Annotated in this window: 27 protein-coding genes and 2 pseudogenes; 14 read left to right on the top strand and 15 right to left on the bottom strand. The window is 72.7% G+C overall.

Features of this window, described 5'->3' with window-relative positions; translation table 11 throughout:
- Nucleotides 1-509, top strand: a 509-nt coding sequence (locus tag JS521_RS19385; protein ID WP_205084239.1) for a GNAT family N-acetyltransferase, incomplete at its 5' end; no start/stop codon positions are given.
- Nucleotides 510-537: 28 nt separating this feature from the next.
- Here JS521_RS19385 and JS521_RS19380 read toward each other — a convergent pair.
- Entirely contained in the window at nt 538-1,002 is a 465-nt protein-coding gene (locus JS521_RS19380; protein WP_205084238.1) for a MarR family winged helix-turn-helix transcriptional regulator, read from the bottom strand.
- A gap of 144 nt (nt 1,003-1,146) precedes the next feature.
- Here JS521_RS19380 and JS521_RS19375 point away from each other — a divergent pair, with 144 nt between their 5' ends.
- From JS521_RS19375 to JS521_RS19355, 6 genes and pseudogenes are all read left to right on the top strand, one after another.
- The gene (locus tag JS521_RS19375) at nt 1,147-1,800 is read left to right on the top strand and encodes a hydrolase (RefSeq protein ID WP_205084237.1); all 654 of its coding nucleotides are present in this window, start codon (nt 1,147-1,149) and stop codon (nt 1,798-1,800) included.
- Between the two features lie 138 nt (nt 1,801-1,938).
- Nucleotides 1,939-2,247, top strand: coding sequence for a GNAT family N-acetyltransferase (locus JS521_RS19370; protein WP_205084236.1), 309 nt, complete (start codon nt 1,939-1,941; stop codon nt 2,245-2,247).
- Nucleotides 2,248-2,263: 16 nt separating this feature from the next.
- Nucleotides 2,264-2,533, top strand: coding sequence for a (4Fe-4S)-binding protein (locus tag JS521_RS19365; protein WP_205084235.1), 270 nt, complete (start codon nt 2,264-2,266; stop codon nt 2,531-2,533).
- The gene (locus tag JS521_RS19360; protein WP_239487519.1) at nt 2,526-2,915 is read left to right on the top strand and encodes a nuclear transport factor 2 family protein; all 390 of its coding nucleotides are present in this window, start codon (nt 2,526-2,528) and stop codon (nt 2,913-2,915) included. Before JS521_RS19365 ends, JS521_RS19360 begins: the two co-directional genes overlap by 8 nt.
- A 38-nt stretch (nt 2,916-2,953) precedes the next feature.
- Complete coding sequence (locus JS521_RS36740) at nt 2,954-3,193, top strand: hypothetical protein (RefSeq protein WP_372448599.1); 240 nt, start codon at nt 2,954-2,956, stop codon at nt 3,191-3,193.
- A pseudogene (locus JS521_RS19355) lies at nt 3,100-3,423 on the top strand (DUF4259 domain-containing protein); the annotation flags it as partial. The gene JS521_RS36740 and the pseudogene JS521_RS19355, both read left to right, overlap by 94 nt.
- Before the next feature lie 6 nt (nt 3,424-3,429).
- Here JS521_RS19355 and JS521_RS19350 read toward each other — a convergent pair.
- The 8 genes from JS521_RS19350 to JS521_RS19315 form a co-directional block, all read right to left on the bottom strand.
- A complete protein-coding gene (locus JS521_RS19350) occupies nt 3,430-3,954 on the bottom strand; it encodes a DinB family protein (protein ID WP_205084233.1) in 525 nt (174 codons plus the stop codon).
- Nucleotides 3,955-4,032: 78 nt separating this feature from the next.
- The gene (gene serC, locus JS521_RS19345) at nt 4,033-5,151 is read right to left on the bottom strand and encodes a phosphoserine transaminase (RefSeq protein ID WP_205084232.1); all 1,119 of its coding nucleotides are present in this window, start codon (nt 5,149-5,151) and stop codon (nt 4,033-4,035) included.
- 126 nt (nt 5,152-5,277) lie between these two features.
- On the bottom strand, nt 5,278-6,510 hold the full coding sequence (locus JS521_RS19340; protein WP_205084231.1) for a cytochrome P450 family protein: 1,233 nt from the start codon (nt 6,508-6,510) through the stop codon (nt 5,278-5,280).
- Nucleotides 6,511-6,599: 89 nt separating this feature from the next.
- On the bottom strand, nt 6,600-7,841 hold the full coding sequence (locus JS521_RS19335; RefSeq protein WP_205084230.1) for a cytochrome P450: 1,242 nt from the start codon (nt 7,839-7,841) through the stop codon (nt 6,600-6,602).
- The gene (locus JS521_RS19330; protein ID WP_205084229.1) at nt 7,838-8,527 is read right to left on the bottom strand and encodes a GTP-binding protein; all 690 of its coding nucleotides are present in this window, start codon (nt 8,525-8,527) and stop codon (nt 7,838-7,840) included. Before JS521_RS19330 ends, JS521_RS19335 begins: the two co-directional genes overlap by 4 nt.
- On the bottom strand, nt 8,508-8,879 hold the full coding sequence (locus JS521_RS19325; protein ID WP_010061124.1) for a DUF742 domain-containing protein: 372 nt from the start codon (nt 8,877-8,879) through the stop codon (nt 8,508-8,510). Before JS521_RS19325 ends, JS521_RS19330 begins: the two co-directional genes overlap by 20 nt.
- Nucleotides 8,876-9,295 carry a roadblock/LC7 domain-containing protein gene (locus tag JS521_RS19320; protein ID WP_010061123.1) on the bottom strand — a complete coding sequence of 140 codons (420 nt, stop codon included), beginning with the start codon at nt 9,293-9,295 and terminating at the stop codon, nt 8,876-8,878. Before JS521_RS19320 ends, JS521_RS19325 begins: the two co-directional genes overlap by 4 nt.
- On the bottom strand, nt 9,292-10,947 hold the full coding sequence (locus JS521_RS19315; RefSeq protein ID WP_205084228.1) for an ATP-binding protein: 1,656 nt from the start codon (nt 10,945-10,947) through the stop codon (nt 9,292-9,294). Before JS521_RS19315 ends, JS521_RS19320 begins: the two co-directional genes overlap by 4 nt.
- Nucleotides 10,948-11,190: 243 nt before the next feature.
- Between JS521_RS19315 and JS521_RS19310 the strand changes: the two are divergent.
- Nucleotides 11,191-14,110, top strand: a pseudogene (locus JS521_RS19310) (FAD-binding and (Fe-S)-binding domain-containing protein).
- Here JS521_RS19310 and JS521_RS19305 read toward each other — a convergent pair.
- A complete protein-coding gene (locus tag JS521_RS19305; RefSeq protein ID WP_205084227.1) occupies nt 14,028-15,536 on the bottom strand; it encodes an MFS transporter in 1,509 nt (502 codons plus the stop codon). The pseudogene JS521_RS19310 and the gene JS521_RS19305 overlap by 83 nt on opposite strands.
- 120 nt (nt 15,537-15,656) lie before the next feature.
- Here JS521_RS19305 and JS521_RS19300 point away from each other — a divergent pair, with 120 nt between their 5' ends.
- On the top strand, nt 15,657-16,220 hold the full coding sequence (locus JS521_RS19300; protein ID WP_205084226.1) for a CGNR zinc finger domain-containing protein: 564 nt from the start codon (nt 15,657-15,659) through the stop codon (nt 16,218-16,220).
- 3 nt (nt 16,221-16,223) lie between these two features.
- Here JS521_RS19300 and JS521_RS19295 read toward each other — a convergent pair whose 3' ends face one another.
- On the bottom strand, nt 16,224-17,129 hold the full coding sequence (locus JS521_RS19295) for a LysR family transcriptional regulator (RefSeq protein ID WP_205084225.1): 906 nt from the start codon (nt 17,127-17,129) through the stop codon (nt 16,224-16,226).
- A gap of 152 nt (nt 17,130-17,281) precedes the next feature.
- On the opposite strand from JS521_RS19295, the gene JS521_RS19290 reads away from it, so the two are divergent.
- Nucleotides 17,282-18,280 carry an EamA family transporter gene (locus JS521_RS19290; RefSeq protein WP_205084224.1) on the top strand — a complete coding sequence of 333 codons (999 nt, stop codon included), beginning with the start codon at nt 17,282-17,284 and terminating at the stop codon, nt 18,278-18,280.
- Nucleotides 18,281-18,311: 31 nt separating this feature from the next.
- On the opposite strand, the gene JS521_RS19285 is transcribed toward JS521_RS19290, so the two are convergent.
- The 3 genes from JS521_RS19285 to JS521_RS19275 form a co-directional block, all read right to left on the bottom strand.
- Entirely contained in the window at nt 18,312-18,746 is a 435-nt protein-coding gene (locus tag JS521_RS19285; protein WP_205084223.1) for a type II toxin-antitoxin system VapC family toxin, read from the bottom strand.
- Nucleotides 18,743-18,985, bottom strand: a complete 243-nt coding sequence (locus tag JS521_RS19280; RefSeq protein ID WP_050513595.1) for a ribbon-helix-helix protein, CopG family — start codon at nt 18,983-18,985, stop codon at nt 18,743-18,745. The genes JS521_RS19285 and JS521_RS19280 overlap by 4 nt, the downstream gene beginning before the upstream one ends.
- 64 nt (nt 18,986-19,049) lie before the next feature.
- Complete coding sequence (locus tag JS521_RS19275) at nt 19,050-19,997, bottom strand: oxidoreductase (protein WP_205084222.1); 948 nt, start codon at nt 19,995-19,997, stop codon at nt 19,050-19,052.
- Between the two features lie 72 nt (nt 19,998-20,069).
- Here JS521_RS19275 and JS521_RS19270 point away from each other — a divergent pair, with 72 nt between their 5' ends.
- Nucleotides 20,070-20,693, top strand: coding sequence for a TetR family transcriptional regulator (locus JS521_RS19270; RefSeq protein WP_205084221.1), 624 nt, complete (start codon nt 20,070-20,072; stop codon nt 20,691-20,693).
- A 41-nt stretch (nt 20,694-20,734) separates the two neighbouring features.
- Here the strand turns inward: JS521_RS19270 and JS521_RS19265 are convergent, their stop codons facing one another.
- Nucleotides 20,735-21,457, bottom strand: coding sequence for an NUDIX domain-containing protein (locus JS521_RS19265; RefSeq protein WP_205084220.1), 723 nt, complete (start codon nt 21,455-21,457; stop codon nt 20,735-20,737).
- 127 nt (nt 21,458-21,584) lie between these two features.
- Between JS521_RS19265 and JS521_RS19260 the strand changes: the two genes are divergently transcribed.
- The 3 genes from JS521_RS19260 to JS521_RS19250 form a co-directional block, all read left to right on the top strand.
- Nucleotides 21,585-22,139 carry a DinB family protein gene (locus JS521_RS19260; protein WP_205084219.1) on the top strand — a complete coding sequence of 185 codons (555 nt, stop codon included), beginning with the start codon at nt 21,585-21,587 and terminating at the stop codon, nt 22,137-22,139.
- A 135-nt stretch (nt 22,140-22,274) separates the two neighbouring features.
- Complete coding sequence (locus tag JS521_RS19255; protein WP_205084218.1) at nt 22,275-23,117, top strand: TIGR03084 family metal-binding protein; 843 nt, start codon at nt 22,275-22,277, stop codon at nt 23,115-23,117.
- The coding region (locus tag JS521_RS19250) for an acyclic terpene utilization AtuA family protein (protein ID WP_205084217.1) at nt 23,114-24,506 on the top strand (1,393 nt) is incomplete at its 3' end. The genes JS521_RS19255 and JS521_RS19250, both read left to right, overlap by 4 nt.

The raw sequence follows: 24,506 nt of genomic DNA, 5'->3' as shown, positions 1-24,506 counted from the left end.
CGCCCCCGCCCTTCGCCACCGCCCGCCTCGACGCGCTCCCCCTCGAACCGGCGTACGCCGAGGAGATGGCGGCCGTCCTCGCGGACCCCGCACTGTACGTGTTCACCGGCGGCGAGCCGCCGGACCCGGCCGCGCTGCGGGCCCGGTACGAGCGGCAGTGCGCCGGTTCGCCGGATGCGGGGGAGCGCTGGTGGAACTGGGTGCTCCGGGTCCGTGAGGACGGGAGCCTTGCCGGGTACGTCCAGGCGACGGTACGAGGGCCCCGCGCGGAGATCGCCTGGGTGATCGGGACGCCGTGGCAGGGCCGGGGCTACGCGAGCGAGGCCGCGAAAGGTCTCGCGGCGCACCTGGTCGTGGCCGGGGGCGTCCGGGAGTTCGTCGCCCACATCCACCCCGACCACGCCGCGTCCGGCGCGGTGGCCACGGCGGCGGGCCTCCGGCCGACCGGGGAGTGGCAGGACGGCGAGCAGCGGTGGGCCGCGTACGTGCCGCTGCCCCCGACGCCGTAAGCCGGAGTTCTGCCAGCCGGGAGTTCTGTCAGTCGGGCTGCTTCTCCAGGTGGGCGAGGACGCGGTTCGAGATCCGGGCCAGGGTGTCCAGCTCCTCCTGGGTGAGCGCGTCGATGAACAGCCGTCGGACGTGCTCGACGTGCACGGGCGCGGCCTCCTCGATCGCCTCGCGCCCGGCGGGCGTGGCGATGATGAACGCCCCGCGTCCGTCGTCGGGGCAGTCCTCCTTGTCCACCAGGCCGCGCTTGGCCATCCGCGCCACCTGGTGGGACATGCGGCTCTTCTCCCACTCGACCAGCTTGGTCAGGTCCATGAAGCGCATGCGCCCGCCGGCCTCGGTGAGTTTGGCCAGCACGATGTAGTCGGCGGGGGACATGCGGGAGTCTGCCTGGACCCGGCGGGAGAGCCGTCCGATGAGCTTCTCCTGCATGCGGATGAAGCCGTCCCAGGCGGCCTGCTGCTCGGGGGTCAGCCAGCGAGGCGTCGCGTTCATGCGAGGAGCGTAGCGAGGCGTCCCGGGCGCCTCCGCCGGAGCCTCGGTGTTCGAGACACGTCCCCTGCCCGAGGTAATGGTTGACGTGTCAACCACTCGTGCCTAATGTGGATGACACATCAACCACTTGGTGGAGGGGAACCCATGACCACCCAGAACAAGGCCGGACTCGACGCGCTGCTGACGCCCGAGGAGAGCGTCGTGGTGCTGATCGACCACCAGCCGTTCCAGTTCGCCAACCTGAACAGCCATGAGCCGACGATGGTCGTGAACAACGTCGTCGGGCTCGCCAAGGCCGCCAGGGCGTACGGCGTTCCGACCATCCTGACCACTGTTCTGGAGGAGCGCGGCGGGCTGCTGATCCAGGGCGTCCAGGACGTGTTCCCGGAGCAGAAGCCGATCGACCGGACTTTCATCAACACCTGGCAGGACGAACGCGTCGTCGACGCCGTCAAGGCGACCGGCCGCAAGAAGCTGATCCTCGCCGGGCTCTGGACGGAGATATGCCTGGCGATGCCGGCCATCCAGGCGGTGGGCGAGGGGTTCGAGGTCTACGCCGTCACCGACGCGTCGGGAGGCGTGTCGGCCGAGGCCCACGACATGGCGGTGCGGCGCATGATCCAGGCGGGCGTCGTGCCCATCACCTGGCTGGCCGTGATGGGCGAGTGGCAGCGCGACTGGGCCCGCGAGGAGACCATTCCAGCGGCCGCCGAGGTGCAGGCCCAGCACGGCGGCGCCACGGGTGTCGCCTTCGCCTGGGAGACGCAGCTCCTCGCGCACGCCCGGAGCGACGGCTGAGGCCGGGGCGGCGGAGGCGACGACGGTGCGCCAAGCCGACCGGGCGGGTGCGGACGCAGGACGACAGTGCGACGCAGGGCGCAGGACGAAAGTGCGACGCAGGACGACAGTGCGACAGGGCGAACAGAGGGCAGGCACATGGCAGTCGAAGTGAAGGACGTTCCGGAAGCCAAGCGGTACGAGGCCCGGGTGGCGGGCGAGTCCGAGGTCGCGGGCGTCGCCGACTACCTCCGTACGACGGAACTCATCGCGTTCCTCCACACCGAGGTCTCGCCGGCGTACGAGGGCAAGGGGGTCGGGGCGGCGCTGGCCCGCACCGCCCTGGACGAGGCGCGCGCCGCGAACCTGCGGGTGCTGCCCACCTGCCCGTTCTTCGCCGGGTGGATCGCCCGGCACCCGGAGTACCAGGACCTGCTGTACCAGTCCCGCAGCAAGGTCAGCGACTGATCGGGCGGTGGCAGGGATGAACAGGAGTACCGGGAAGAAATCCTACGAGGGCCGGTCGATCACCGTGACCTTCGAGGCCGGGCGCTGCCGGCACGCCGCCGAGTGCGTCCGGGGCCTGCCGGAGGTTTTCGACACCGGCAGGCGCCCGTGGATCACGCCCGACGCCGCCGACGCCGAGCGCCTGGTCGACGTGGTGCGGCGCTGCCCCTCGGGTGCGCTTCAGTACGAACGCGTGGATGGCGGGGAGCCGCCCGCGCAACCACCGAGGAGACATGATCATGAGTGAACGTCCCGCAGCGGACGAGGCCCGGCGCAACACGGAGATCGTGCTCACCGCCATGCGGGAGCTCTTCGTCGAGAAGGACCTCGCGGCCCTCGACCGGTACTGGGCCGAGCCCTATGTGCAGCACAGCCCCCGGATGTCGAGCGGCCTGGACACGCTCCGTGCCACGGTCCCGGAGCTGGAGGGCTTCTCGTGGGAGCCGCAGCGGATCGCGGCGCAGGGCGACCTCGTCTTCACCCACAGCGTCGTCCACGGCTGGGCGCCGGAACCCGTCGTGATCGTCGACGTCTTCCGGCTGGAGGACGGCCGCATCGTCGAGCACTGGGACGTCGTCCAGGACCTCGTCCCGCCCGGGGCGACCGTCAGCGGCAACCCGATGGTCTGACCCCCGGGGCCGGGAGGCGGCCCCTAAAGTCGTGCGCCATGACCACACCTGCCCCGTCCCCCGGCTTCCTGCACACCACTCGTACCTCGTACGACGCCATCGCCGAGGGGTACGCGAGCTGGACCCGCGACGAGCTGGCGGCCAAGCCGCTGGAGCGGGGCCTGCTGACCGCCTTCGCCGAACTCGCGTGCTCCGGGCGGTCCTGGCGGCCGCCGCGGACACCGGGCCCGAGGACTATGCGGACGGCGGGGAGCCGGCCGTGGCCGCCGCCGCGCTGATCGCCGCCCAGTGCCCCGGCGGCGAGCCCGTCACCACGCCGTACGGCCCGAAGAAGCCCCTGCCGCCCCTCCCCGCCGACCTGCGCCCGCTGGCTGTCCGCGCCTTGGACCGCCTCACCGCTGAGAACGCGGAGCCGCTGGACCTGTGGGCGGACGCCGGGGCGGACCAGGAGTGGCTGGCGGGGATAGCGGCGCTGCGGGCGGTGCTGGCGGGCGCGCCGGGGGAGTAGAGGGCTTCAGGCGGTGGCCGGGTAGCTGCCGGTCGCGCCGTCGATCAGTTCGCGGACGATGTCCATGTGACCGGCGTGCCGCAGCAGGTCCTCCAGCATGTGGATGAGCACCCACCGCATCGACACGACCCGCCCGTCCCAGGCGGTGCCCGTCGTCTCCAGGTCCGTCGCCCCGATCGCGGCGTCGGCGGCCGCCCGGGCGCGGGCGTAGAACGCCAGGATGTCGGCGGTCGTCTCGTCCGGGCCGACCGTCATGTCCTCGGTCGCCGTGTCGAACCAGAATGACTCGGTCGGCCGGCCGAACGCCGCGCAGAACCAGCCGTATTCGACGGTCGCCAGATGCTTGACCAGGCCGAGCAGATTGGTCCCGGTCGGGGTCGCGGGGCGGCGCAGCTGTTCGTCGTCCAGCCCCTCCAGCTTCCACAGCACGACGTCGCGGTGGCGGTCGAGGCTGATGTGGAGGCTCTCCTTCTCGCCTCCGGTGTACGGAACATGGGGGACACGGGGCACGTGAGGCGCAGGGGAACTCATGTGCGGGACCTTAGCGGCGGGCCCCCGCCCGCGTCCTCAGCGTTTCGGGCCGTCTCCGTGCAACGGAGAACCGAAGGGTTACAGCTTCTCGATCACGTAGTCGATGCACGCCGTCAGCGCCTGCACGTCCGCCGGGTCGATCGCCGGGAACATCGCCACGCGCAGCTGGTTGCGGCCCAGCTTGCGGTACGGCTCGGTGTCCACGATGCCGTTGGCGCGCAGCACCTTGGCGACGGCCGCCGCGTCGATCTCGTCCGCGAAGTCGATCGTGCCGATGACCTGCGAGCGCTTCGCCGGGTCCGTGACGAACGGGGTCGCGTACTTCGACTCGTCGGCCCAGCCGTAGAGGTGGCCCGAGGACGCCGCCGTGCGGCCCGTCGTGAAGTCCAGGCCGCCCTGGGTGTTCATCCACTTCAGCTGCTCGTTCAGCAGGAAGAGCGTGGACAGCGCCGGGGTGTTGTACGTCTGGTTCTTGAGGGAGTTGTCGATCGCCGTGGGGAGCGAGAAGAACTCCGGCACGTGCCGGCCCGAGGCGTGGATCCGGGCCGCGCGCTCCAGCGCCGCCGGGGAGAACACGCCGATCCACAGGCCGCCGTCCGAGGCGAAGGACTTCTGCGGGGCGAAGTAGTAGACGTCGGACTCGGTGATGTCGACCGGCAGGCCGCCCGCGCCCGAGGTGGCGTCCACCAGGACGAGCGCGCCCTCGTCGGCGCCCGCGACGCGCTTGACCGGCGCCGCGACACCCGTCGAGGTCTCGTTGTGGGTGAAGGCGTAGACGTCCACCCCCGCCTCGGCCCGCGGGTCCGGGTGGGTGCCCGGGTCGGACGCGATGACGGTGGGGTCGGACAGCCAGGGCGCGAGCTTCGCGGCCTTGGCGAACTTGGACGAGAACTCGCCGAAGTTCAGGTGCTGGGACTTCGACTCGATCAGACCGTGCGTCGCCACGTCCCAGAAGGCGGTGGAGCCGCCGTTGCCGAGGACGATCTCGTAACCCTCGGGCAGGGAGAAGAGTGCGCGCACGCCGTCCCGTACCTCGCCGACCAGGTTCTTGACCGGGGCCTGGCGGTGGGACGTACCGAGGAGAGAGGTGCCGGTGGCGGCCAGCGCGTCGAGCGCCTCCGTCCGCACCTTGGAAGGACCGGCGCCGAAGCGTCCGTCTGCGGGCTTGATGTCAGCGGGAATCTGGATGTCGGCCACGGGACGGAGCGTAGTCCCTCGGTGGCACGGCCTCGTAACCGTGTCCGTCCGATGAGACGTGCGCTCCGACCCGTTGACTCCTCGCAGAGACGTGTGCTCCGACTCGTGGACCCCGAGCGGAGGGGCCTACTTCTTGTCGCCGCCGAACGGGCAGCCCAGCTTCACCGGCAGTTCGTGCAGGTCGTTCTGCGTCACGATCGGCTTGTTGCGCAGTTCGGACGCCGGGACCGCCAGGTCCAGTTCCGGGAAGCGCTCGTAGAGGGCCGGGAGCGCGATGCCCGCCTCCAGGCGGGAGAGGGCAGCGCCGGGGCAGACGTGCGGGCCGTGGCCGAAGGCGATGTGGCGGTTCGGGGTGCGGGTCGCGTCGAAGTCGCCAGCAGTCGGGCCGTAACTCTCCTCGTCCCGGCCCAGCGCGCCGAACGAGACGATCAGGCCCTCGCCCTTCGGGAGGATCTTGTCGCCGACCTCGATGTCCTCCGTCGCGAAGCGGATCAGGACGTGCGAGGTCGGGGTGTTCCAGCGCAGGGTCTCCTCGATCACGCCGTCCCACGGGATCTCGCCGTTCAGGACCTTCTTGCGCTGTTCCGGGTGGGTCTGGAGCGCCTCCACCACGTTGACGATCAGGCTGATCGTGGTCTCGTGCCCGGCGGCGATGATCAGTTGCAGCGTGTTGACGATCTCCTCGTCGGTGAGGTGGTCACCGTTCTCGGAGGCCGCGATCAGGGCGCTCGTCAGGTCGTCGCCGGGGTTGGTCCGCTTGGCGTCGACGATCTTCGTGAAGAGCGTCCCGAGGTCCGCCATCATCTGCGGGACCTCCTCCGGCGGCGTCTGCGTCGAGAAGAACTTCTCGAACAGCTCCTTCAGCCGCGGGTGGTCCGCCGCGTCCACGCCCATCAGCTCGCTGATCACGTTCATGGGGAGGGGGTAGGCGAACTCGGCCTTCAGGTCCACCGGTTGCCCGGCGGGCAGCGCGGCCAGCTTCTCCAGGCTCGCGTTGGTGAGGGCCTCGATGCCCGCACGCAGGCGTTCCACCCGGCGCACCGTGAGCGCCTGCGCCACCAGCGTACGGAGACGGCGGTGGTCGGCCCCGTCGACCGTCAGCATCGAGCGGCCCGGGTTGGCCAGGCCGATCAGCGGCCAGTCCATGGGTATCTCGCCGCGCTGCCAGGCGTTCCAGACGTTGATGTCCTTGACCACCCGGCTGTCGGTGAGCAGCGCACGGGCCTCCGCGTGGCGGGTGACCGCGTAGACGTGTACCCCGCCCGGCAGCTCCACCTCGGCCAGCGGCCCTGCGGCCCGCAGCGCGGCGCTCTCGCCGTCGAGGTCTCTGACGAAGGGGTCGAGCGCGATACGGGTCATGCGGGGCCTCCGTGGCTTCCGGGTCTGGCTAGGGGGTGTCTGACAATTCGGCGCGGATCAGCGGGCGTCGCCCGCCCGCGCGGAATTGTTCAGACACCCCCTAGGGCGGGGGTGGGAGTGAAGAGCACCGGCAGGTCCGTCAGTCCGCGCAGCCACGGTGACGGGCGGCGGGTGAGCTGCTCGGCGGGGACGGCGAGGTCCACGTCCGGCAGCCGGTCGAGCAGGACCTCGATACCGGTACGGGCGATGACCTCGGCTGTCTCCTGGGCCGGGAACGGGCAGCGGTGCTCGCCGTGGCCGAAGGAGAGGAAGGCGTTGTTGCCGCCGGTCAGCGCCGAGCCGTCGGTGCGTACCTGCGGATCGCCGTTGGCGGCGGCGAGGCCGAGGAGCAGCAGGTCGCCGGCGCGGATGTGGCGGCCGCCGAGGTGGGTGTCGCGGGCGGCCCAGCGGCCCGCCACGTTCTGCGTGGGAGTGTCCTCCCAGAGGACTTCGTTCATCGCTTCCGCGACGCTGTGCCGGCCGCCCGAGAGCGAGGCGGCGAACCGGTCGTCGGTGAGCATCAGGCGCAGCGAGTTGCCCATCCAGTCGGCGGTCGGCTGGTGACCGGCCGCCATCATCACCATGAGGTCCTGGGCGACCTCCTCGTCGGTGAAGCCGCCGGGGTCGGCGAGCATCCGGGTCGCCACGTCGTCGCCGGGCTCGGCGTGCTTGTCCGCCAGGAGCTGGAACATCGACGCGCCCAGGTGCTGCTGTCCGGCCAGCGCCCGCTCGCGGCCGTCGATCATGTCGTTGATCGCGCCGACCAGCGGGTGCGCCTCCTCGTCGGAGAAGCCGTAGATCCTGGCCAGGACCAGGGCGGGGAGCAGCTTGGCGTACTCCGCGATGATGTCGACCGAGCCCTTGGTGCAGAACCGGTCGATCAGCTCGTCGGCGAACTCCTCCGCGTACCGCTTCAGCGAGAACGGGTCGACGCCCTCCAGCGCGTTGCTGATCATCATCGCGCGGACGCTGTGGCGTTCGCCGACCGTGTAGAGGATCGAGGGCTGCCTGCGGCCGATCATCGGCAGCAGCGGCCAGTCGTCGGGGATGCGGTCCCACTGGTTCCACAGCTCGGAGTCCCGGCTGAAGAGGGCCGGGTCGCCGGTGACCTGGTGCAGTTCGCGGTAGCCGAGGACGAGCCAGGCGGGTACGTCGCCGTCGAGGACGACCGGGGCGATCGCCCCGTGGTCGCGCCGCAGGTCCCGGTAGAGCTGGACGGGGTCGCTCTGGAAGCGGGGCCCGGACAGGGGTACGGAGGTGTGGGTGACGGGGCAGCCGGAGACAGTGGTCATGGGGCGGGCTCCGGGGTCGGGGCGGCCGCCGCCAGGGCCGCCTCGGGGGCGGCCGCAGCGGAGGCGGACGTTCCCGTGGCGGTCGTTCCGGTGGCCTGGAGGCGGGCGGCGGAGAGCGCGGCGAGGTGCTCGACGAGCGTGATCAGCACGTACTTGCTGGAGGACCGGTCACGCGCGTCGCACTCCACCAGCGGTACGTCCTCCGACAGGTCCAGGGCCTCCCGGATCTGCTGCTCGCTGTGGAGCGGGCCGCCGAAGTCGTTGCACGCCACGATGAACGGCGTGCCGTGGTGCTCCAGGCGGTCGATGGCGTACCAGGAGTCGGCGAGCCGGCGGGTGTCGACGAGGACGACCGCGCCGAGCGTGCCGGAGAACAGCCGGTCCCACAGGAACCAGAAGCGCTCCTGTCCGGGCGCGCCGAAGAGGTACAGCACGGACCGCTCGTCGAGCGTGATCCGGCCGAAGTCGAACGCCACCGTGGTGGACGTCTTGGCCTGGACGCCGTCGAGGTCGTCGACGTCCTCGCCCGCGCGGGTCATCGTCTCCTCCGTGTTGAGCGGACGGATCTCGCTCACGGATCGGACCATGGTGGTCTTGCCGACGCCGAAGCCGCCCACGACAACGATCTTGAGTCCGTTGTCGGCGGTGGAGCTCAGGGTGGCGCGGTCAGAGGTTGCGGAGTCCAACGAGCACCTGTTCCAGGATGTCGGGGTCGGGGAGCCGGTCCGCGACACGGGCTGTACGGGGGTGGCGGGCGCTGATCCGGCCGGTGTCCAGCAGGTCGCAGAGCAGGATGCGGACGATGCTGACCGGCAGTTTCAGGCTCGCGGCGATTTCGACGACGGCGGTGGGGCCCTGGCACATCCGCAGGATCGCGACGTGCTCGGACTGCATCCCCGGGGACGGGTCGCACTCGGCGACGACGAGCGTCACCAGGTCGAAGGCGGCGGAGTCGGAACGGCTGCGTCCCCCGGTGAGGGTGTACAGCCGGTCCGGATCGTCGTCGCGGCCCGGTCGGGGGCGGGGCGCCGTCGTCATACGGACGGGGCCTCGGCGGGTTCGCGCGGCGGCGCGACGAGGTGCTCGCCGAGCTGCTCGACGAGCTCGCTCATGTTGTGGCCGACGAGGCCCACGTCGGAGTCCTCGTCGGCGACGACGGCCAGGTGGGCACCGGCCCCCGCCTCGACGATGAACAGCACGCCGCCGTAGAACTCGGCCATCGCGGACCGTACGCCGCCGGTGCCGTCGCCGAACTCGATGGACGCGCCGTGCGACAGGCTCTGGATCCCGGCGGAGATCGCGGCCAGCTGGTCGGCCTGGTCGACGGAGAGCTCGGGGGTGCGGCACAGCTTGAGGCCGTCGCGGGACAGGACGAGGGCGTGGCGGGTACCGGGGGTGCGGTCGAGCAGCCCCTCCAGCAGCCAGTTGAGCTTCTCGTCGGTGGTCGCGGTCATCGGGTGTTGCCTTCCGGGTGCGATGAGTTGGCTCGTACCGCCTTGCTGAAGGTGCTGAAGCGCGCTGCCTGGACCTTCGGGTCGGTGGTACGGGCCCGGGGGGTGTCGGCTCCGCCGGGGGCGGCGTTGCCGGTACGGGCTTCGGCGGCGGCCAGAGTGCGGCCGCGGCGGCGCTTGGGCAGGCCGCTCTCGCCGAACTCGGGCACGGAGCCGGTGGACTCGGAGACCGAGTCCGCGGAGCCCGAAGGGTCCGGGGAGCCCGGTGAGCCCGAGGGGTCCGTTTCCGCCGCCGGGGTCAGGGGCGTGGAGGCGTCGTCCTCGGTACGGGCCCGGGGGGTCCGGGCCGCGGGGGCGGTGTCGGTGGTGTCCGTTCCGGCGGCCGATCCGTGCGAGGGCTCCGGCTCGGCGGGGGCGGTGACGGCGGGCGGTGCGGTGTCGGCCGAGGCCTGGGCCGCGTGGGCCTGGGCCGCAGGGGTCTGGGTCGCCTCGGGTTGGGCCGCCGGGGCCGGGGCCACCGGAGTCGGCGCCGTCGCCCGGGAGATGAGGTCCTGAGGGAGCATCATCAGCGCGCCGGTGCCACCGCGTGCGGACGGCCGGAAGGAGACCGTCAGGCCGTGTTTACGGGCCAGCCGGCCGACGACCGCGAGCCCGAGGCGGGTGCCGGAGAGGTTCGTGAGGTCCTGGTGGTCGGCGGAGACCGCCCGCTCCGCGCGGCGCAGCTGCACCTCGCTCATGACGAGCCCGCTGTCCTCGACGGTGATGACGATGCCCGCCGGGACCTCCTCCACGTACACGTGGACCTCGGCGGTGGGCGGCGAGAAGTTGGCCGCGTTGTCGAGGAGTTCGGCCAACGCGTGCATGACGCCCTCGGCCGCGTGGCCGGCGATCGCGACATCGCTGGTGGAGTGCAGGCGGACCCGCTGGTAGCTCCCGATGCGGCCCATCGCGCCGCGCAGGATCGACTCCATGACGATCGGCTTCGCCCAGCGCCGGCCGGAACGGGCCCCGGTCAGTACGGCGATGGAGTCGGCGAGGCGGCCCGCCTGGGCGGTGCGGTGGTCCAGGTGGAGCAGGTCCCCGAGCACGGACTCGTCGGAGTGCCGGTGCTCCATCTCGCGGAGGTCGGCCAGCATGCTGGTGGAGAGGGCCTGCATCCGCCCCGCCGCGTTGGCGCAGGCGGCGACGGCAGCGGAGCGCTCGGTCTCGGCGCGGGTGGCACGGTCCGTCAGACGGGCGACCGTGACGCCGAGTCGGGCCTGCTCGGCGGCGGCTGCCGCGGCGATCCGCTCGTTCTCGGCGCGGGCCTCGGCGGCGACCCGGGCGGTCTCGGCGGAGGCGGCGCCCTTGATCCTGGCCGTCTCCGCGGTGAAGCGCTGGGCCTCGACGGCGGAGGAGGAGACGAGGCGCGAGGTCTCGGAGGTGAACCGCTGGGCGTCGGCGGCCCGCAGGGCGCGCAGCGTCCGCGCGGTCCCCAGGGTGTGGACGGTGACGGCCACGCAGACGCTCAGCAGCACGGCGGCTGCGCCCGCGCCCCAGGCCAGCGGGGTCCGTACCGTGTCGGGGGCCGCGGCGACGGCCCACAGGGTCAGCGTGCCGGTTGCGGCTGCCGATATCAGCAGGGCGAGTGCGGTGGGCCGGTGTGAGGGGCGCAATCGGAGTCCTCGGTGGCGGACGGTGCGGGTGTGGGCGAAGCCGGTGGGTCGAATTCAGGACACTTCGTCACGGGTGTGGGCGATCCTGCACAACTGGAACTGATAGTTCCTGCGCAAGTCTTGGTCACTATAGGAGACTTGACGGTCTGTTTGGAAAGATCTTGTGGGCTTTTTTGTGCGGCTTATGCACTTTCATCCGTGCACATCCCAAGAGTTCATCGGGACCGGCGGCATGCTGAAGGAATGGCCGAACAGCATCGACCGCATACCGGACCGTCCACCGGGCCGTCTCCCGCGGCTTCCCCGGCTTTCGTCGCGGCGCTCCGCTCCGCCGTGCGCGGCGCGAGCGACTTCGGGCCCGCCGCCCGGGCGCTGACGACGATGGACGCCTCCAACTACCGCCGCGTCCCGCTCGGCGTGCTCGCCCCGCGCGACGCCGACGACATCGCGGCCGCGTTGACGGTGTGCCGGGAGTACGGGGTGCCGGTCGTCCCGCGCGGCGGCGGCACGTCCATCGCCGGGCAGGCCACCGGCACCGGCCTCGTCCTCGATCTGACCCGCCATCTGCGCACGATCCTCGACCTGGACCCCGCCGCCCGCACCGCCGTCGTCCAGCCCGGCGTGATCCTGGACGACCTGCGGGCCGCCGCCGCACCCCACGGCCTGACCTTCGGCCCCGACCCCTCCACCCACAGCCGCTGCACCCTCGGCGGCATGATCGGCAACAACTCCTGCGGCGCGCACTCGGTGGCCTGGGGCACCACGGCGGACAACGTGCGGGGGCGAGGCGCTGCGTCTGGAGCCGGGCGGCGGCACGGGCCCGGAGGGCGTCGACGCCCTCGTCGCCTCCCACCTCGCCCTCCTCCGCACCGGCTACCCCGACCTCCCGCGCCGCATCTCCGGGTACGCGCTCGACGCCCTGCTCCCCGAACACCCCGGCGGCCCCGACCCGGTCCGGGCGTTCTGCGGCAGCGAGGGCACCCTCGGCATCGTCACCGAGGCCACCGTGCGCCTGGTCGAGGCCCCGCCCGCCCGCGCCCTGGCCGTCCTCGGGTACGCCGACGAGTCCGCCGCCGCCGAGGCCGCCCCGGGCCTCCTCCCGTACGGCCCGCTCACCGTGGAGGGCATGGCCGCCGACCTCGTACGCCGACCGGCCGGGCTGCTGCCGCGCGGGGCTGCCTGGCTGTTCGTCGAGACCGGCGGGGCCACCCCGGCCGAGGCCCGCGCCCACGCCGAACGCGTCCTGCGGGCGGCCGACGCGGTGGACGGGGCGGTCGTCACCGACCCGGCCGGGCAGCGGGCCCTGTGGCGGATCCGCGAGGACGCCGCCGGCACCGCCACCCGGATGCCCGACGAGGGGGGTACCTCCCGCGGGAGCGCAGCCGGACGTGGGGGAGAGGCCTGGCCGGGGTGGGAGGACTGCGCGGTGCCGCCCGCCCGACTCGGCGCGTACCTCCGCGACTTCCGCGCCCTCCTCGCCGAACACGGCCTGCGTGGCACCCCGTACGGCCACTTCGGCGACGGCTGCATCCACGTCCGGATCGACTTCGACCTGATCACCGAGGCCGGGGTGGCCCGCTTCCGCCGGTTCTCCGAGGAGACGGCCGACCTCGTCGTCGCGCACGGCGGCTCCCTCAGCGGCGAGCACGGCGACGGTCAGGCCCGGGCGGAGCTGTTGCCCCGGATGTACGGGGACGAACTCGTCGCCCTCTTCGGCCGGTTCAAGGACCTGTGGGATCCGGACGGCGGCCTCAACCCCGGCATGCTGGTCCGCCCGGCCCGCCTGGACGAGAACCTGCGCTTCGCGGTCCTCCCGAAGGGCCCGGTCGACGTGGAGTTCGGCTATCCGCAGGACGGCGGGGACTTCGCGGGCGCGGTCCGCCGGTGCGTCGGCGTCGCCAAGTGCCGTACGACGGAGGCGAGCGGGGCGGGCGTGATGTGCCCCTCCTTCCGCGCGACCGGCGAGGAGGCCCACTCGACCCGGGGCCGGGCCAGGCTGCTGCACGAGATGCTGGCGGGCGAGGTCATCACGGACGGCTGGCGCAGCACGGAGGTCCGGGACGCGCTCGATCTGTGCCTGTCCTGCAAGGGCTGCCGCAGCGACTGCCCGGTGGGCGTCGACATGGCCACGTACAAGGCGGAGTTCCTGCACCACCACTACCGGGGCAGGCTCCGGCCCGCCGCCCACTACGCGATGGGCCGCCTCCCGCAGTGGCTGCGCCTCGCCGCCCCCTTCGCCCGCCCCCTCAACGCCCTGGCCCGGCTGCGCCCGCTCGCCGCGCTCGCCAAACGCCTGGCGGGCATCGCGCCCGAACGCACGATTCCGGTTCTGGCGACCGAGGCGTACAGCCGGTGGCTGCGCAGCCGGCAGGGCACCGGGACGCACGTCCTGTCGACGGACCGGGGGGTGGCCCTCTGGGCGGACACCTTCACCGAGCACCTGTCCCCGCAGGTGGGCCGGGCGGCGGTCCGGGTGCTGGAGGAGGCGACGGGGCGTTCGGTGCTGCCGCCCGTCCCCGGCCTGTGCTGCGGCCTCACGTACGTATCGACCGGCCAGCTCGACGCGGCCCGCCGGGTGATGCGCCGCACGCTGGACCGGCTCGACCTCTTCCCCGGCGAACCGCTCGTCGTCCTGGAGCCGAGCTGCGCCGCGACCCTCCGCACCGACCTGCCCGAACTCCTCCCGGGCGACCCTCGCGCCGCCGAACTGGCTTCGTCCGTCAGGACGTTCGCCCAGTACCTGGAGGAGTACGCCCCCGACTGGACGCCACCCCGTCTGGATCGCCCGGCCGCCGGTCAGACGCACTGCCACCAGCACGCGGTCCTCGGCGACGCGGCGGAACGGCGGCTGCGCGAACGGATGGGGCTGACCGGCGAACTCAGCGGCGGCTGCTGCGGACTGGCCGGGAACTTCGGCTTCGAGAAGGGCCACTGGGAGGTTTCGGTCGCCTGCGCGGAGGAGCAACTGCTGCCTGCCGTACGGGAATCCGAGCCAGGGGCCGAACTCCTCGCGGACGGCTTCTCGTGCCGTACGCAGCTCGACCAGCTGGCCGGGCGGCGGGCCCGGCACCTCGCGGAGGTCATCGCGGAAGCCCTCCCGGTGGCCGGGCGTCCGCCGGTGCCCGGCGCCGGGCTGAGCCCCGGACGGCGGCGACGGCGGTGAGGAGGACCGTGACGGCCGAGATGGCCACGAGCACCCAGAGGCCGCTGCGGTAGCCGTCCAGCGTCCTGGCCCCTTCGCCGCCTCCGGTGTGATCGACCGCCATGGTCGCGGTCACCACGGCGAGCACCACGGCCGCGCCGACCTGGTAGCCGGTCTGCAGGACGCCGGCCGCCAGGCCCTGTTCCTCGTCGGCCACGTTCGCGGTCGCCTGGACGTTGGCGGCGGGGAAGGAGAACGGGAAGGCGATGCCGATGAGGAGGATGCTCGGCAGGATCACCCAGAGGTAGCCGGAGTTCTCGTCGATGCGGAGGAAAAGCAGGTAGGAAGTGGTGTACGCGACGAATCCCGCGACGATCATCCACTGCACGCCGAACCGGGAGATGAGCCAGCCGGACCGGGGCGCGATCGCTGCGATGAGCAGCCCGATCGGGAGGAAGGCCAGGGCCATCTCCATCGGGGACCAGCCGCGCAGCGTCTGAAGGTACAGGCCGCCGATGAACTGGAAGCTCATGTAGGTGCCGAGGATCGCCGCGGCCACCAGGCCGGCCCCGACCAGGGACCGGTTGCGCAGCAGCCCGAGGCGCAGCAGCGGCTGGGCGGTACGGGACTCGATGACGGCGAAGGCCGCGAGGAGCGCCACCGCCGCCGCGAACACCAGCAGGGTGCGCGCGGACAGCCAGCCGGCGTTGGGCGCCTCGACGACGGCGTAGACGAGGAGCAGCATGCCGGCGGTCACGGTGACGGCGCCCGCCACGTCGAAGGAGCCCCGTGCGCGGTCCGCGACGGTGTCGTGCGGCACCAGGGTCAGCCCGCCGATCAGGGCGGCGACCGCCACCACGACCGGCAGCAGGAAGGTCCAGCGCCAGCTGATCTCGGTCAGCGCCCCGCCGACGATCACGCCGGTGGAGTAGCCGGCCGCGCCGCAGGCGGTGTAGATGCCGACCGCCCGGTTGCGCTGCGGGCCCGCGGGAAAGCTCGTGATGATGATCGATAACGCGGCCGGTGCGGTGAACGCCGCGCCGATGCCCATGACGAACCGGGCGGCGATGACCACCAGGCCCTCGTCGGTCACCCCGCCGATCAGCGACCCCGCGGCGAAGACCGCGACGCCGACGAGGAACACGCGGCGGCGGCCGACGAGGTCCGCCATCCGGCCGCCCAGCAGCAGGAAGCCGCCGAAGCCGAGGACGTAGGAGCTCACGACCCACTGCACGGCCACGGTGCTCATTCCGAGGTCGGCCTGGATCGGGGGTACGGCGATCCCGACCATGATGTTGTCGAGGGCGTCCAGGAAGAACGCGGCGCAGACGCTGACCAGCAGGCCCCATTCGCGGAGCCCCCAGGGTTTCCGGGTGCCGCCGGCACCGTCCTTCTCGCCACCCGCGGATTCGACCTGCACTTCGCCCGATGCGCCGGAAGTCGCCATCAGTTCACCTCTCTTGGCTAACTGTCAAAAGTGACTTTAGAGGTTAGCTTCGAGAGTGTGCAACCACTGAAGTAGGGTTGAGGGGTTAGTGACTCTCGAAACGGCCCGGAGGGATGCGCGATGGCCCCGACCGACCCCCGCCCGTTCGTCGGTGAACCCGTCGCCATCGACCTGCTGAACACGCTCTGGAAGGCCGACGGGCGTCGGCACGACTTGCTGGACTCCCTGCCCGGTCTGGGGATCTGGCTCGACGGCCAGGGTCTGAGCGACCGCTTCCCCGTCGACGCCCAGGCAGCCGAAGCGCTCGTACGGACCCGGTCGGCGATCGCCGCGGTCTTTGCCGACCCCCGCTCGCCCGCCGCGGCCAAGGGGCTCGACGAGGTGCTGGAGCACGGCCGGGTCCGGCTGGTCCTTACTCCGGAAGGGTCCGGCGAGGAGGCCGAGTTCGCCGATCCTTCCTGGGGTGCGGCCTGGCTGGCCGCCCGGGACTGTCTGCGGCTCCTGGACGCCGCCCCGGACCGTATCCGCCGGTGCGCCCAGCCGGACTGCATCCGGCACTTCGTCGACACGTCCCGCAACGGCACCCGCCGCTGGTGCTCCATGGCGCTGTGCGGAAACCGCGCCAAGGTGGCCCGCCACTACGTCCGCAACCGCGAACCCCGCGCCGGGGCCGCCGACGCGTGAGGCTCACCCCCGCGCGATGATCTCCCGCGCCAGCGCGAGCAGTTGGGGCAGGGCGGGGTGGCCGGGGGCGTCACGGCGGGCGAGGAGGACCTGGACAGCCGGGGCGTCGACGAGCGGGACGTAGGCGACGCCCGCGTGCGGGTGCAGATCCGCGGTCGAGGCGGTGGACACCCCGCTGCCGCGGCCGGCGGCGATGGCGGTCAGCCAGTCGTCGGTGTTGCCCACGGTGAGGGTCGCGGCCGGGCGGGCGTGCGGCGGCCACAGGTCCACGGTGGTGGTGCCGGAGACGGTGTTCAGGACGACCGGGCCGGCCGCGAGATCGGCGAGTCCGAGCGAGGCGCGCGCCGCGAGGGGCCCGTCCGCGGTCACCGCCGCCACCCGTACCTCGGTGAACAGCACCTCGGCGACCAGCCCCGGCGCGTCCACCGGTCCCCGCAGCAGCGCCGCGTCGACCTCGCCCCGGGTCAGCCCGGCGGTGCGGTCGTCGATCCGGAGCAGCTCCAGCGGGGTGGCCGGGAAGCGGTCCTGCCAGGTCCGCAGCAGCGGGGTGGTGTACGGCCCGAACGCGGACCAGGCGTGCCCGAGCCGCAGCGGCCAGGTGCGCAGCCGCCCGGGGTCGAGTGCCTCGTCGAAGGCGGCGACCGCGGCGGCGGCCTTGTCGCGGAAGGCGACGCCGTCGGGGGTGAGGGCGAGGTGGTGCGTGGAACGGTCGACGAGCCGGACCCCGAGGTGCCGTTCCAGCGCCGCGAGGGTGCGGGACACGGCGGGCTGGGTGAGCCGGAGGCGGGCGGCTGCGCGCGTGATGTTCAGCTCGTCGGCGACCGCGAGGAAGGCCCGCAGATGGCGGAGTTCGACGGGGCGGCCGGGGGAGGGTTCTACGGGACGTCCTGTGGCGGGTTCCTCGCTCATGCGCCGGAAGCATAACGAGAGCGTGATCGGCATTTCACGGAACGCGCGGGCGTCCATACCGTGAAGGGGAACCCATGGCGGAGACAGTTTCTCATCCTGTACCGTCCAGTGCATTGTAGTGAACTAACCCGCTCGCCCCTGGAAGGCCCCCCGTGAACGACCAGCGCAGCGCCGCCGAACCGGCCGCCGCAGCCGTCGCCGTACCCGAAGCGGTGACGGCACTCGAAGACGCCGGGGCGGTGGCGCAGGTCGATGGGGGCCCGGGCGCGCCCGCCCGAGGGGCGTGGGCCGACCGGCGGGTGGCCTTGGCGCCCATCGCGCTGGTGGTCGCCGGTGGCCTGTCCGTCCAGTTCGGTTCGGCGGTCGCGGCGCTGTTGATGCCGAAGGCGGGCGCGCTGGGAGTCGTCACCCTGCGGCTGGCGGCCGCCGCGCTGATCCTGCTGGTGATCTGCCGCCCGAAGCTGCGCGGCCACTCGCGGGCCGACTGGGGCACGGTGGTCGCCTTCGGCGTCGCGATGGGCGGCATGAACACCCTCTTCTACCTGGCGCTGGACCGGATCCCGCTCGGCATCGCCGTCACCCTGGAGGTGCTCGGCCCGCTCGCCCTCTCGGTGTTCGCCTCCCGCCGCCTGATCAACGTCCTGTGGGCCGGGCTCGCCCTCGTCGGCGTCGTCCTGCTGGGCGGCGGCGGCTTCGACCGCCTCGATCCGGTCGGCGCGGCCTACGCCCTGGCGGCCGGGGCGATGTGGGCGGCGTACATCGTCTTCAGCGCCCGCACCGGCCGCCGCTTCCCGCAGGCGGACGGGCTCGCGCTGGCGATGGTGGTCGCCGCGGTCCTCTCGCTGCCGCTCGGCATCATCGAGTCCGGGTCGAAGCTCACGGTCCCGTCCACCGTGGCGCTCGGCGCGGCCGTGGCGGTCCTCAGCTCGGTGCTCCCGTACACCCTGGAGCTGATGGCCCTGCGCCGGCTCCCCGCGCCCACGTTCGCCGTGATGATGAGCCTGGAACCGGCCATCGCCGCCGGTGCGGGCTTCCTGATCCTGGACCAGGCGCTCTCCACGACGGACGCGCTCGCCATCGCCCTGGTCATCGGGGCGAGCATCGGCGCGGTGCGCAGCCGGTCGGGGTCGGCTCCTCGACGCGAGGCGTGAGCCGGGGCCTGCCCGCCGCCCCGGAGAGACTTCAGCAGTCGGCGGGCAGGATCCGGAAGGAGTCCAGCCCGGGAGTCAGCGGTGACATCGCGCGGAAGTCGCGCTGGTCCAGGGTGAAGATGCGATCTGTCCGGTAGCGGTCGGCCAGGACCACTCCGACCGCGTCGGCCAGGTCGAGCCGCAGCCCTTCGTACTTCTGCCGGACCTCATGAGCGGTGTGCAGGTCCGCGAGCTTGAGCTCGGCAAGGCGGTACTGCCCGTCGTCCATGCGGGAATTCAGCGCCTCCATCACCTGTAGGGCAGCCGGGAACCCCAGGTCGCGGTGGACCAGGTGGTCCAGCTCGGTGACGACGAGCGGCGAGATCGCCAGTCGCTCGTCCTCCAGGATTCTCGCTGCTGCAGTGTGCTCGGTCTGGGCGGCGTCGAAGGCGGCGTAGAGGGCCGAGGTGTCGGCGACGATGATCAACGGCGTGCGGCCCGTTCCTTGATGTGCTCGTAGACCGCGTCGTCCATCTCGTCGGGCGTGCGGGAGCGTCCGCTGTCGAAGACCGGCAGCTCACGGCTGCGCTTCGGTCGCTCCGCGCTGTCCAGCAGCAGGGCGATGCCGCGCCGGATGAGCTCGGCCTTGCTGACGCCGGTCGCGGACGACTCGGCGTCCAGTCGTACTTCCAATTCGTCCGGAAGATACACGGTCGTCTTTATCATGCTGTCCAATTTACCACCCTGCCCTACGTAGGGCAGGGTGGCAGACGGCGAGGCTGCTCGACCGTCACACCGACGCCGGGAACGTGAAGCGGACGTCGGTCAGCTGTTCCGACACCTCCCACAGCCGCCGCCCGGTCCCGGCGTCGGTGGCCGTAGCGGCGAGCGGTACCCGGGTCGGTCCGCCGCGCAGCTCTCCGCGGCCGTCCGGGCCGATCAGCTCGCCGCCCCGTACGCCCGGGGCCGTCGCCGCGTACAGCTGCGGAAGCGCGCCCGCGTCGGGGCGCTGGGCGAGGGGGCGGAGAACGGTGCCGAAGAGCACTTTCACCAGGCCGGTCGGCCCGCTCGTCTGCAAGCGGGTGGCGGTGTAGCCCGGGTGCGCGAGCACGCTGCGGACCGGGCTCCCGGACGCGGCCAGCCGCCGGTGCAGCTCGTGGCCGAAGACGGCGTTGGCGAGTTTCGACCGGTCGTAGAAGGTCATCGGGCGGTAGGCGTGTTCGCCGTTCAGGTCGTCGAAGTCCAGCTGCGCCTTGCGGTGGTTGACCGAGGTGACCGTGACGACGCGGGGGTCGAGCCCCTTGGCCAGCAGGTCGAGCAGTAGCCCCGTGAGCGCGAAGTGGCCGAGGTGGTTGCAGGCGAACTGCAGCTCGTGTCCCTGCGCGCTCGTCGAGCGGGGCGGCGCCATCACCCCGGCGTTGTTGACCAGGACGTCCAGCCAGGAGCGTTCCGCGTGCAGGCCTTCGGAGAACGCCCGTACGGAGTCGAGGTCGGCCAGATCCAGCCGGCGCACCTCGACCAAGGCCCCCTGCCGGCCGCCCGTGATGTCGGCGGCGGCCCGGCGTCCCTTCTCCTCGTCGCGCACAGCCAGGATCACGTGCCCGCCGCGGTGGGCGAGAGCCCGGGCGGTGGCCAGGCCGAGACCGCTGTTGGCCCCGGTGACCACGGACACCCGGCCGGTCTGGTCGGGGATCTGCTCGGCGGTCCAGTGCTGCTTCTGCGTCGCATCCAGTGTCATGCGGCATACGTTGTCGTTGATGTCACCAGGTGTCAAGAAGTTACCAGGTGTCATTGATGGCATGGCGCTACGATGGTGGGTGTGAGCCTCCGCCCCGAAGTCACCATGGCCCAGCGCAAACGTCAGCTCGTCTCCGACGAGCTGACCGAAGCGGCGCTCCAACTGATGGCACAGGAAGGGTTCGACGCGGTCACGGTCGACGCGATCGCGGCCGCCGCCGGAGTGTCCAAGCGGACGTTCTTCCGGTACTTCGCGTCCAAGGAGGACGTGGTCGTCCAGTTCCTGGCCGACATGGGGGCGGGCATGCACGCCGAACTGGCCGCCCGCCCCGCGGCCGAACCCCCCTCCACCGCGCTGCGGCACGCCGTCTGGGTCGCCATGGCCGCCTGCGCCGACGGAGCCGAGCACTCCGGCCGGGCCCTGCGGGTGGTCCAGCTGATCCTGCGCACCCCTGCCCTGCGCGCCCGCTTCCTGGAGCACCAGGCGCAGTGGCGGGACGACCTCGCCGTGGAGGCGGCCCGCCGCCGGGGGCTCGACCCGGAGGCGGACCTCTACCCGCGCCTCGCCGCCGGGGCGGCGCTCGTGGCGTTCGACACCGTGCTGCGCCGCTGGAGCGACAGCGACGGAGCCGACGACCCCGCCGACCTCACCGACCGCGCCTTCGCCGCCCTCGCCCCCGCCCTGGACGCCGACTAGCGGCGTCCAGGCGCGCGTAGGGGCGTCTCAGTGCCCGCCCCTCACCAACTGCACGGCCGGTTCAGCTCGGTGATGGAGTCCGCCAGCTCGGCGGGGTGCTCCGGCCACCCTGTCCGGTGCCAGTGCTCGATGCGCCAGGACAGCCGCCGGGGCCACAGCGGGGTGACGGGCAGCCGCTCCACCGGCACCCAGACCGGGGCGCCGCCGTAGTTGTCCAGCGTCTCGGGCGGGCCGACCTCGCCGGTCGCGGACACGAGGAAGTAGTGCTCGTGCCGGCCGTCCTTCCAGACCCGCGCGACCTCGGGCCCGACGGTCCCGGCCAGGCCGGTCTCCTCGCCCAGCTCACGCAGGACGGCCGCTTCCAGCGTCTCGCCCCGCTCGACCCCGCCGCCCGGAATCTCGTAGTGCGACCCGCTGCCCTCCTCGGAGAAGCGAATCAGCAGGATGGCCCCGTCACGGATGACGACCGCCCCGGCCCGCACCCGTACCGGAGGCGCCGCCGCGGGGTCGACCAGGGCCGCCGGGCCGTGCGGGGTCGCGCCTTCCGCCCAGGCGCGCAGCACCGTCTCCGCCGTGCCGGAAGGGCGGATCCGGGCGTGCAGCGCCTCCGTCACGGACAGGGCCACGCGCGGTACGCCTTTCCCGGCGGGCCCTGGGCCGCCACCGGGAAAGGCGTGGTACGCGCCCTCGGCGTCGTGGTGGAGCTCCAGGATCAGCTTGTCCGCGTCGAACAGAACGGTCACCGCACGCGTTTCGGCAGTCATCGACGGAGGCTAACGCGCACCGCGGCCCGTCCGCGGCCGGAATGCCTCCGTCCGTACGGCGGCGGAGCCTACAGTCGCCGGATCGAGCCCGTACGCACGCATTGTTGCTCCGCCAGGAGGCCCCACGATGAACCCGACCGCGTCGACCGGCAGCGACCCGTGGGCCGGCGAACGCCAGGACCTGCTGGCCATGGTCGCCGACCAGCGCACCAACTTCCTCTACACCGTCGCCGGACTCACCGACGAGCAGGCCCGCGCCCGGTCGACGGTCAGTGAACTGACGCCCGGCGGCCTCGTCAAGCACCTCGCCGACGTGCAGCGCAGCTGGCTGTCGGTGATCGACGGCACCGCCGCCCCCGCGGTCGGCTGGGCCCCCCTCGACCCGGACGGCAACCGGATGACCGACGACGAGACCCTCGCCGGTCACCTGGACGCCTTCCACGCCGCGGCGGAAGCGTTCGACCGCACGGTCCGCGAAGAACCCGATCTCGGCCGCGAGGTCACGCTGCCGCGGTACCCCTGGTCGCCGCCGGAGCCCGTCGTCTGGACCGTACGGCACGTGCTGCTGCACGTGTTCCGCGAGATCGCCCACCACAGCGGTCACGCGGACATCGTGCGCGAGGCGCTCGACGGGGCCAGCACCACCGAGCAGATGGCGAAGGCGGCCATGGGAGGCGAGTGACGGGTGGGGCGGGGGGGGGGGGGGCCCCACCCCGCCCCGCTCCCTGCGGGCAGAAAATCATGCAAGCGTGCTTGATTGTTTCCTGGCGCGCTGCCATGCTCCTGGGCACCACACCCGGTCCCGAGGGGGGCGCACGTGTCCGCTGTCGTAGCCGTGATCGACGATCTGCGCGAGGAGAGCGACGAACTCGACGCGCTGGTAGGAGAGTTGGGCTCCCCGGGCTGGCGCGGCCCGACGCCCGCCGAGCGGTGGACCGTCGCCCACCAGATCGCCCATCTCAGCTGGACCGACGAGGTCGCCCTGCTGGCCGCCACCGAGCCGGACCGGTTCGGCGGCGAGGTGGCCAAGGCGCTGGCCGCCCCGGAGTCCTTCGTCGACGAGGCCGCCGACGCCCTGGTCGCCGCCCACGCCCCGGACGCCCTGCTGGCCCGCTGGCGGGAGGGGCGGCAGCGGCTGGACAAGGTGTTGCGGGACGCCCCGGACGGCACCCGGATCCCCTGGTACGGGCCGCCGATGAGCGTCGCGTCCATGGCGACCGCACGGCTCATGGAGACCTGGGCGCACGGCCAGGACATCGCCGACGCCCTCGGGGTGACCCGGACCCCCACCGCCCGGCTCCGGCATGTGGCGCGGATCGGCGTACGGGCCCGGAACTACGCCTACGCGGTACGCGGGATCACCGCGCCCGAGGAGGATTTCCGCGTCGAACTCCACGCCCCGCAGGGCGAGATGATCGCGTACGGTCCCGAGGGCGCCGCCCAGCGGGTCACCGGCCCGCTCCTCGACTTCTGCCTCCTGGTCACCCAGCGCGCCCACCGCTCCGACCTCGCGGTCACCGCCGAGGGGCGCGACGCCGACCAGTGGCTCTCCATCGCCCAGGCCTTCGCGGGCCCGCCCGGACCGGGCCGACTGCCGCGCGCGGAACAACCGGATCGCCCGGAACAACCGGACCGCGTGGAGCGGGACGCCCGTCGATGAGCGCCGACGCCGGGCCCGCACCAGAGCCCGCCCCCGCCCTCCGCATCGGCAACGCCTCCGGCTTCTACGGCGACCGCTTCGACGCCCTGCGCGAGATGCTCACCGGCGGCCCCCTCGACGTGCTCACCGGTGACTACCTCGCCGAGCTGACCATGCTCATCCTCGGCCGCAGTCGGCTCAAGGACCCGCAGAAGGGCTACGCCACCACCTTCCTGCGCCAGTTGGAGGAGGGGCTCGGCCTCGCCCACGAGCGCGGGGTGAAGATCGTCACCAACGCGGGCGGCCTCAACCCCGCCGGACTCGCCGACGCCGTAAGGAAGTTGGCGGCCACCATCGGCGTGCCGGTGCGCGTCGCCCACGTCGAGGGGGACAGCCTGCCCGTCCCGGACGGGTTCCTCACCGCCAACGCCTACCTCGGCGGCTCCGGGATCGCCGCCTGCCTGCGGGCCGGCGCCGATGTCGTCGTCACCGGCCGCGTCACCGACGCGGCCCTCGTCACCGGGCCCGCCGCCGCCCACTTCGGCTGGGGCCCGGAGGACCTGGACGCGCTCGCGGGGGCCGTGGTCGCCGGGCACGTCCTGGAGTGCGGTACGCAGGCGACCGGCGGCAACTACGCGTTCTTCGGCGAGCACGACGCCCGCAGTCTCCGCCGCCCCGGCTTCCCGCTCGCCGAGATCCACGGCGACGGCTCGTCCGTCATCACCAAGCACGACGGTACGGGCGGCGTCGTCGACCTCGCCACGGTCACCGCCCAACTCCTGTACGAGACCGGTGGAGCCCGGTACGCGGGCCCCGACGTCACCGCCCGTCTCGACACCGCGACGCTCACGCCGGACGGCCCCGACCGGATCCGCATCGACGGCGTACGCGGCGAGGCCCCGCCGCCCACGCTCAAGGCCGGGCTCACCCGGCTCGGCGGCTGGCGCAACGAGGTCGTCTTCGTCCTCACCGGCCTCGACATCGAGGCCAAGGCGGCTCTCGTGAAAGAGCAGTTCGCCGACGCGCTGGAGCGGGGGGGCGGCCGCCCGCCCGCCGAGGTGCGCTGGGAGCTGGCCCGTACCGACCACGCCGACGCCGACACCGAGGAGCGGGCCAGTGCCCTGCTCCGGCTCGTCGTCCGCGACCAGGACGCCGAGGCGGTCGGCCGGGCCGTCTCCGGGGCCGCCGTGGAGCTGGCCCTCGGCAGCTACCCGGGCTTCCATGTCACCGCCCCGCCCGGAAAGGGCGCGCCCTACGGGGTGTTCGAGGCGATCCACGTACCGGCGGGAGATGTCGAGCACACCGCCGTGCTGCCGGACGGCACCCGGCAGGTGATGCAATCACCGACCCGGACAGAGGAGCTGGCGGACGTCGACGAGCCGCCGCTGCCCGCCCCGTACCCCTCCGGCC

It is taken from the genome of Streptomyces durocortorensis, assembly GCF_016901035.1.
GTDB classification, from domain to species: domain Bacteria; phylum Actinomycetota; class Actinomycetes; order Streptomycetales; family Streptomycetaceae; genus Streptomyces; species Streptomyces durocortorensis.
The sequence above is the reverse complement of the archived record's forward strand: the minus strand, read 5'-3'. Positions and strand labels throughout refer to the sequence as shown.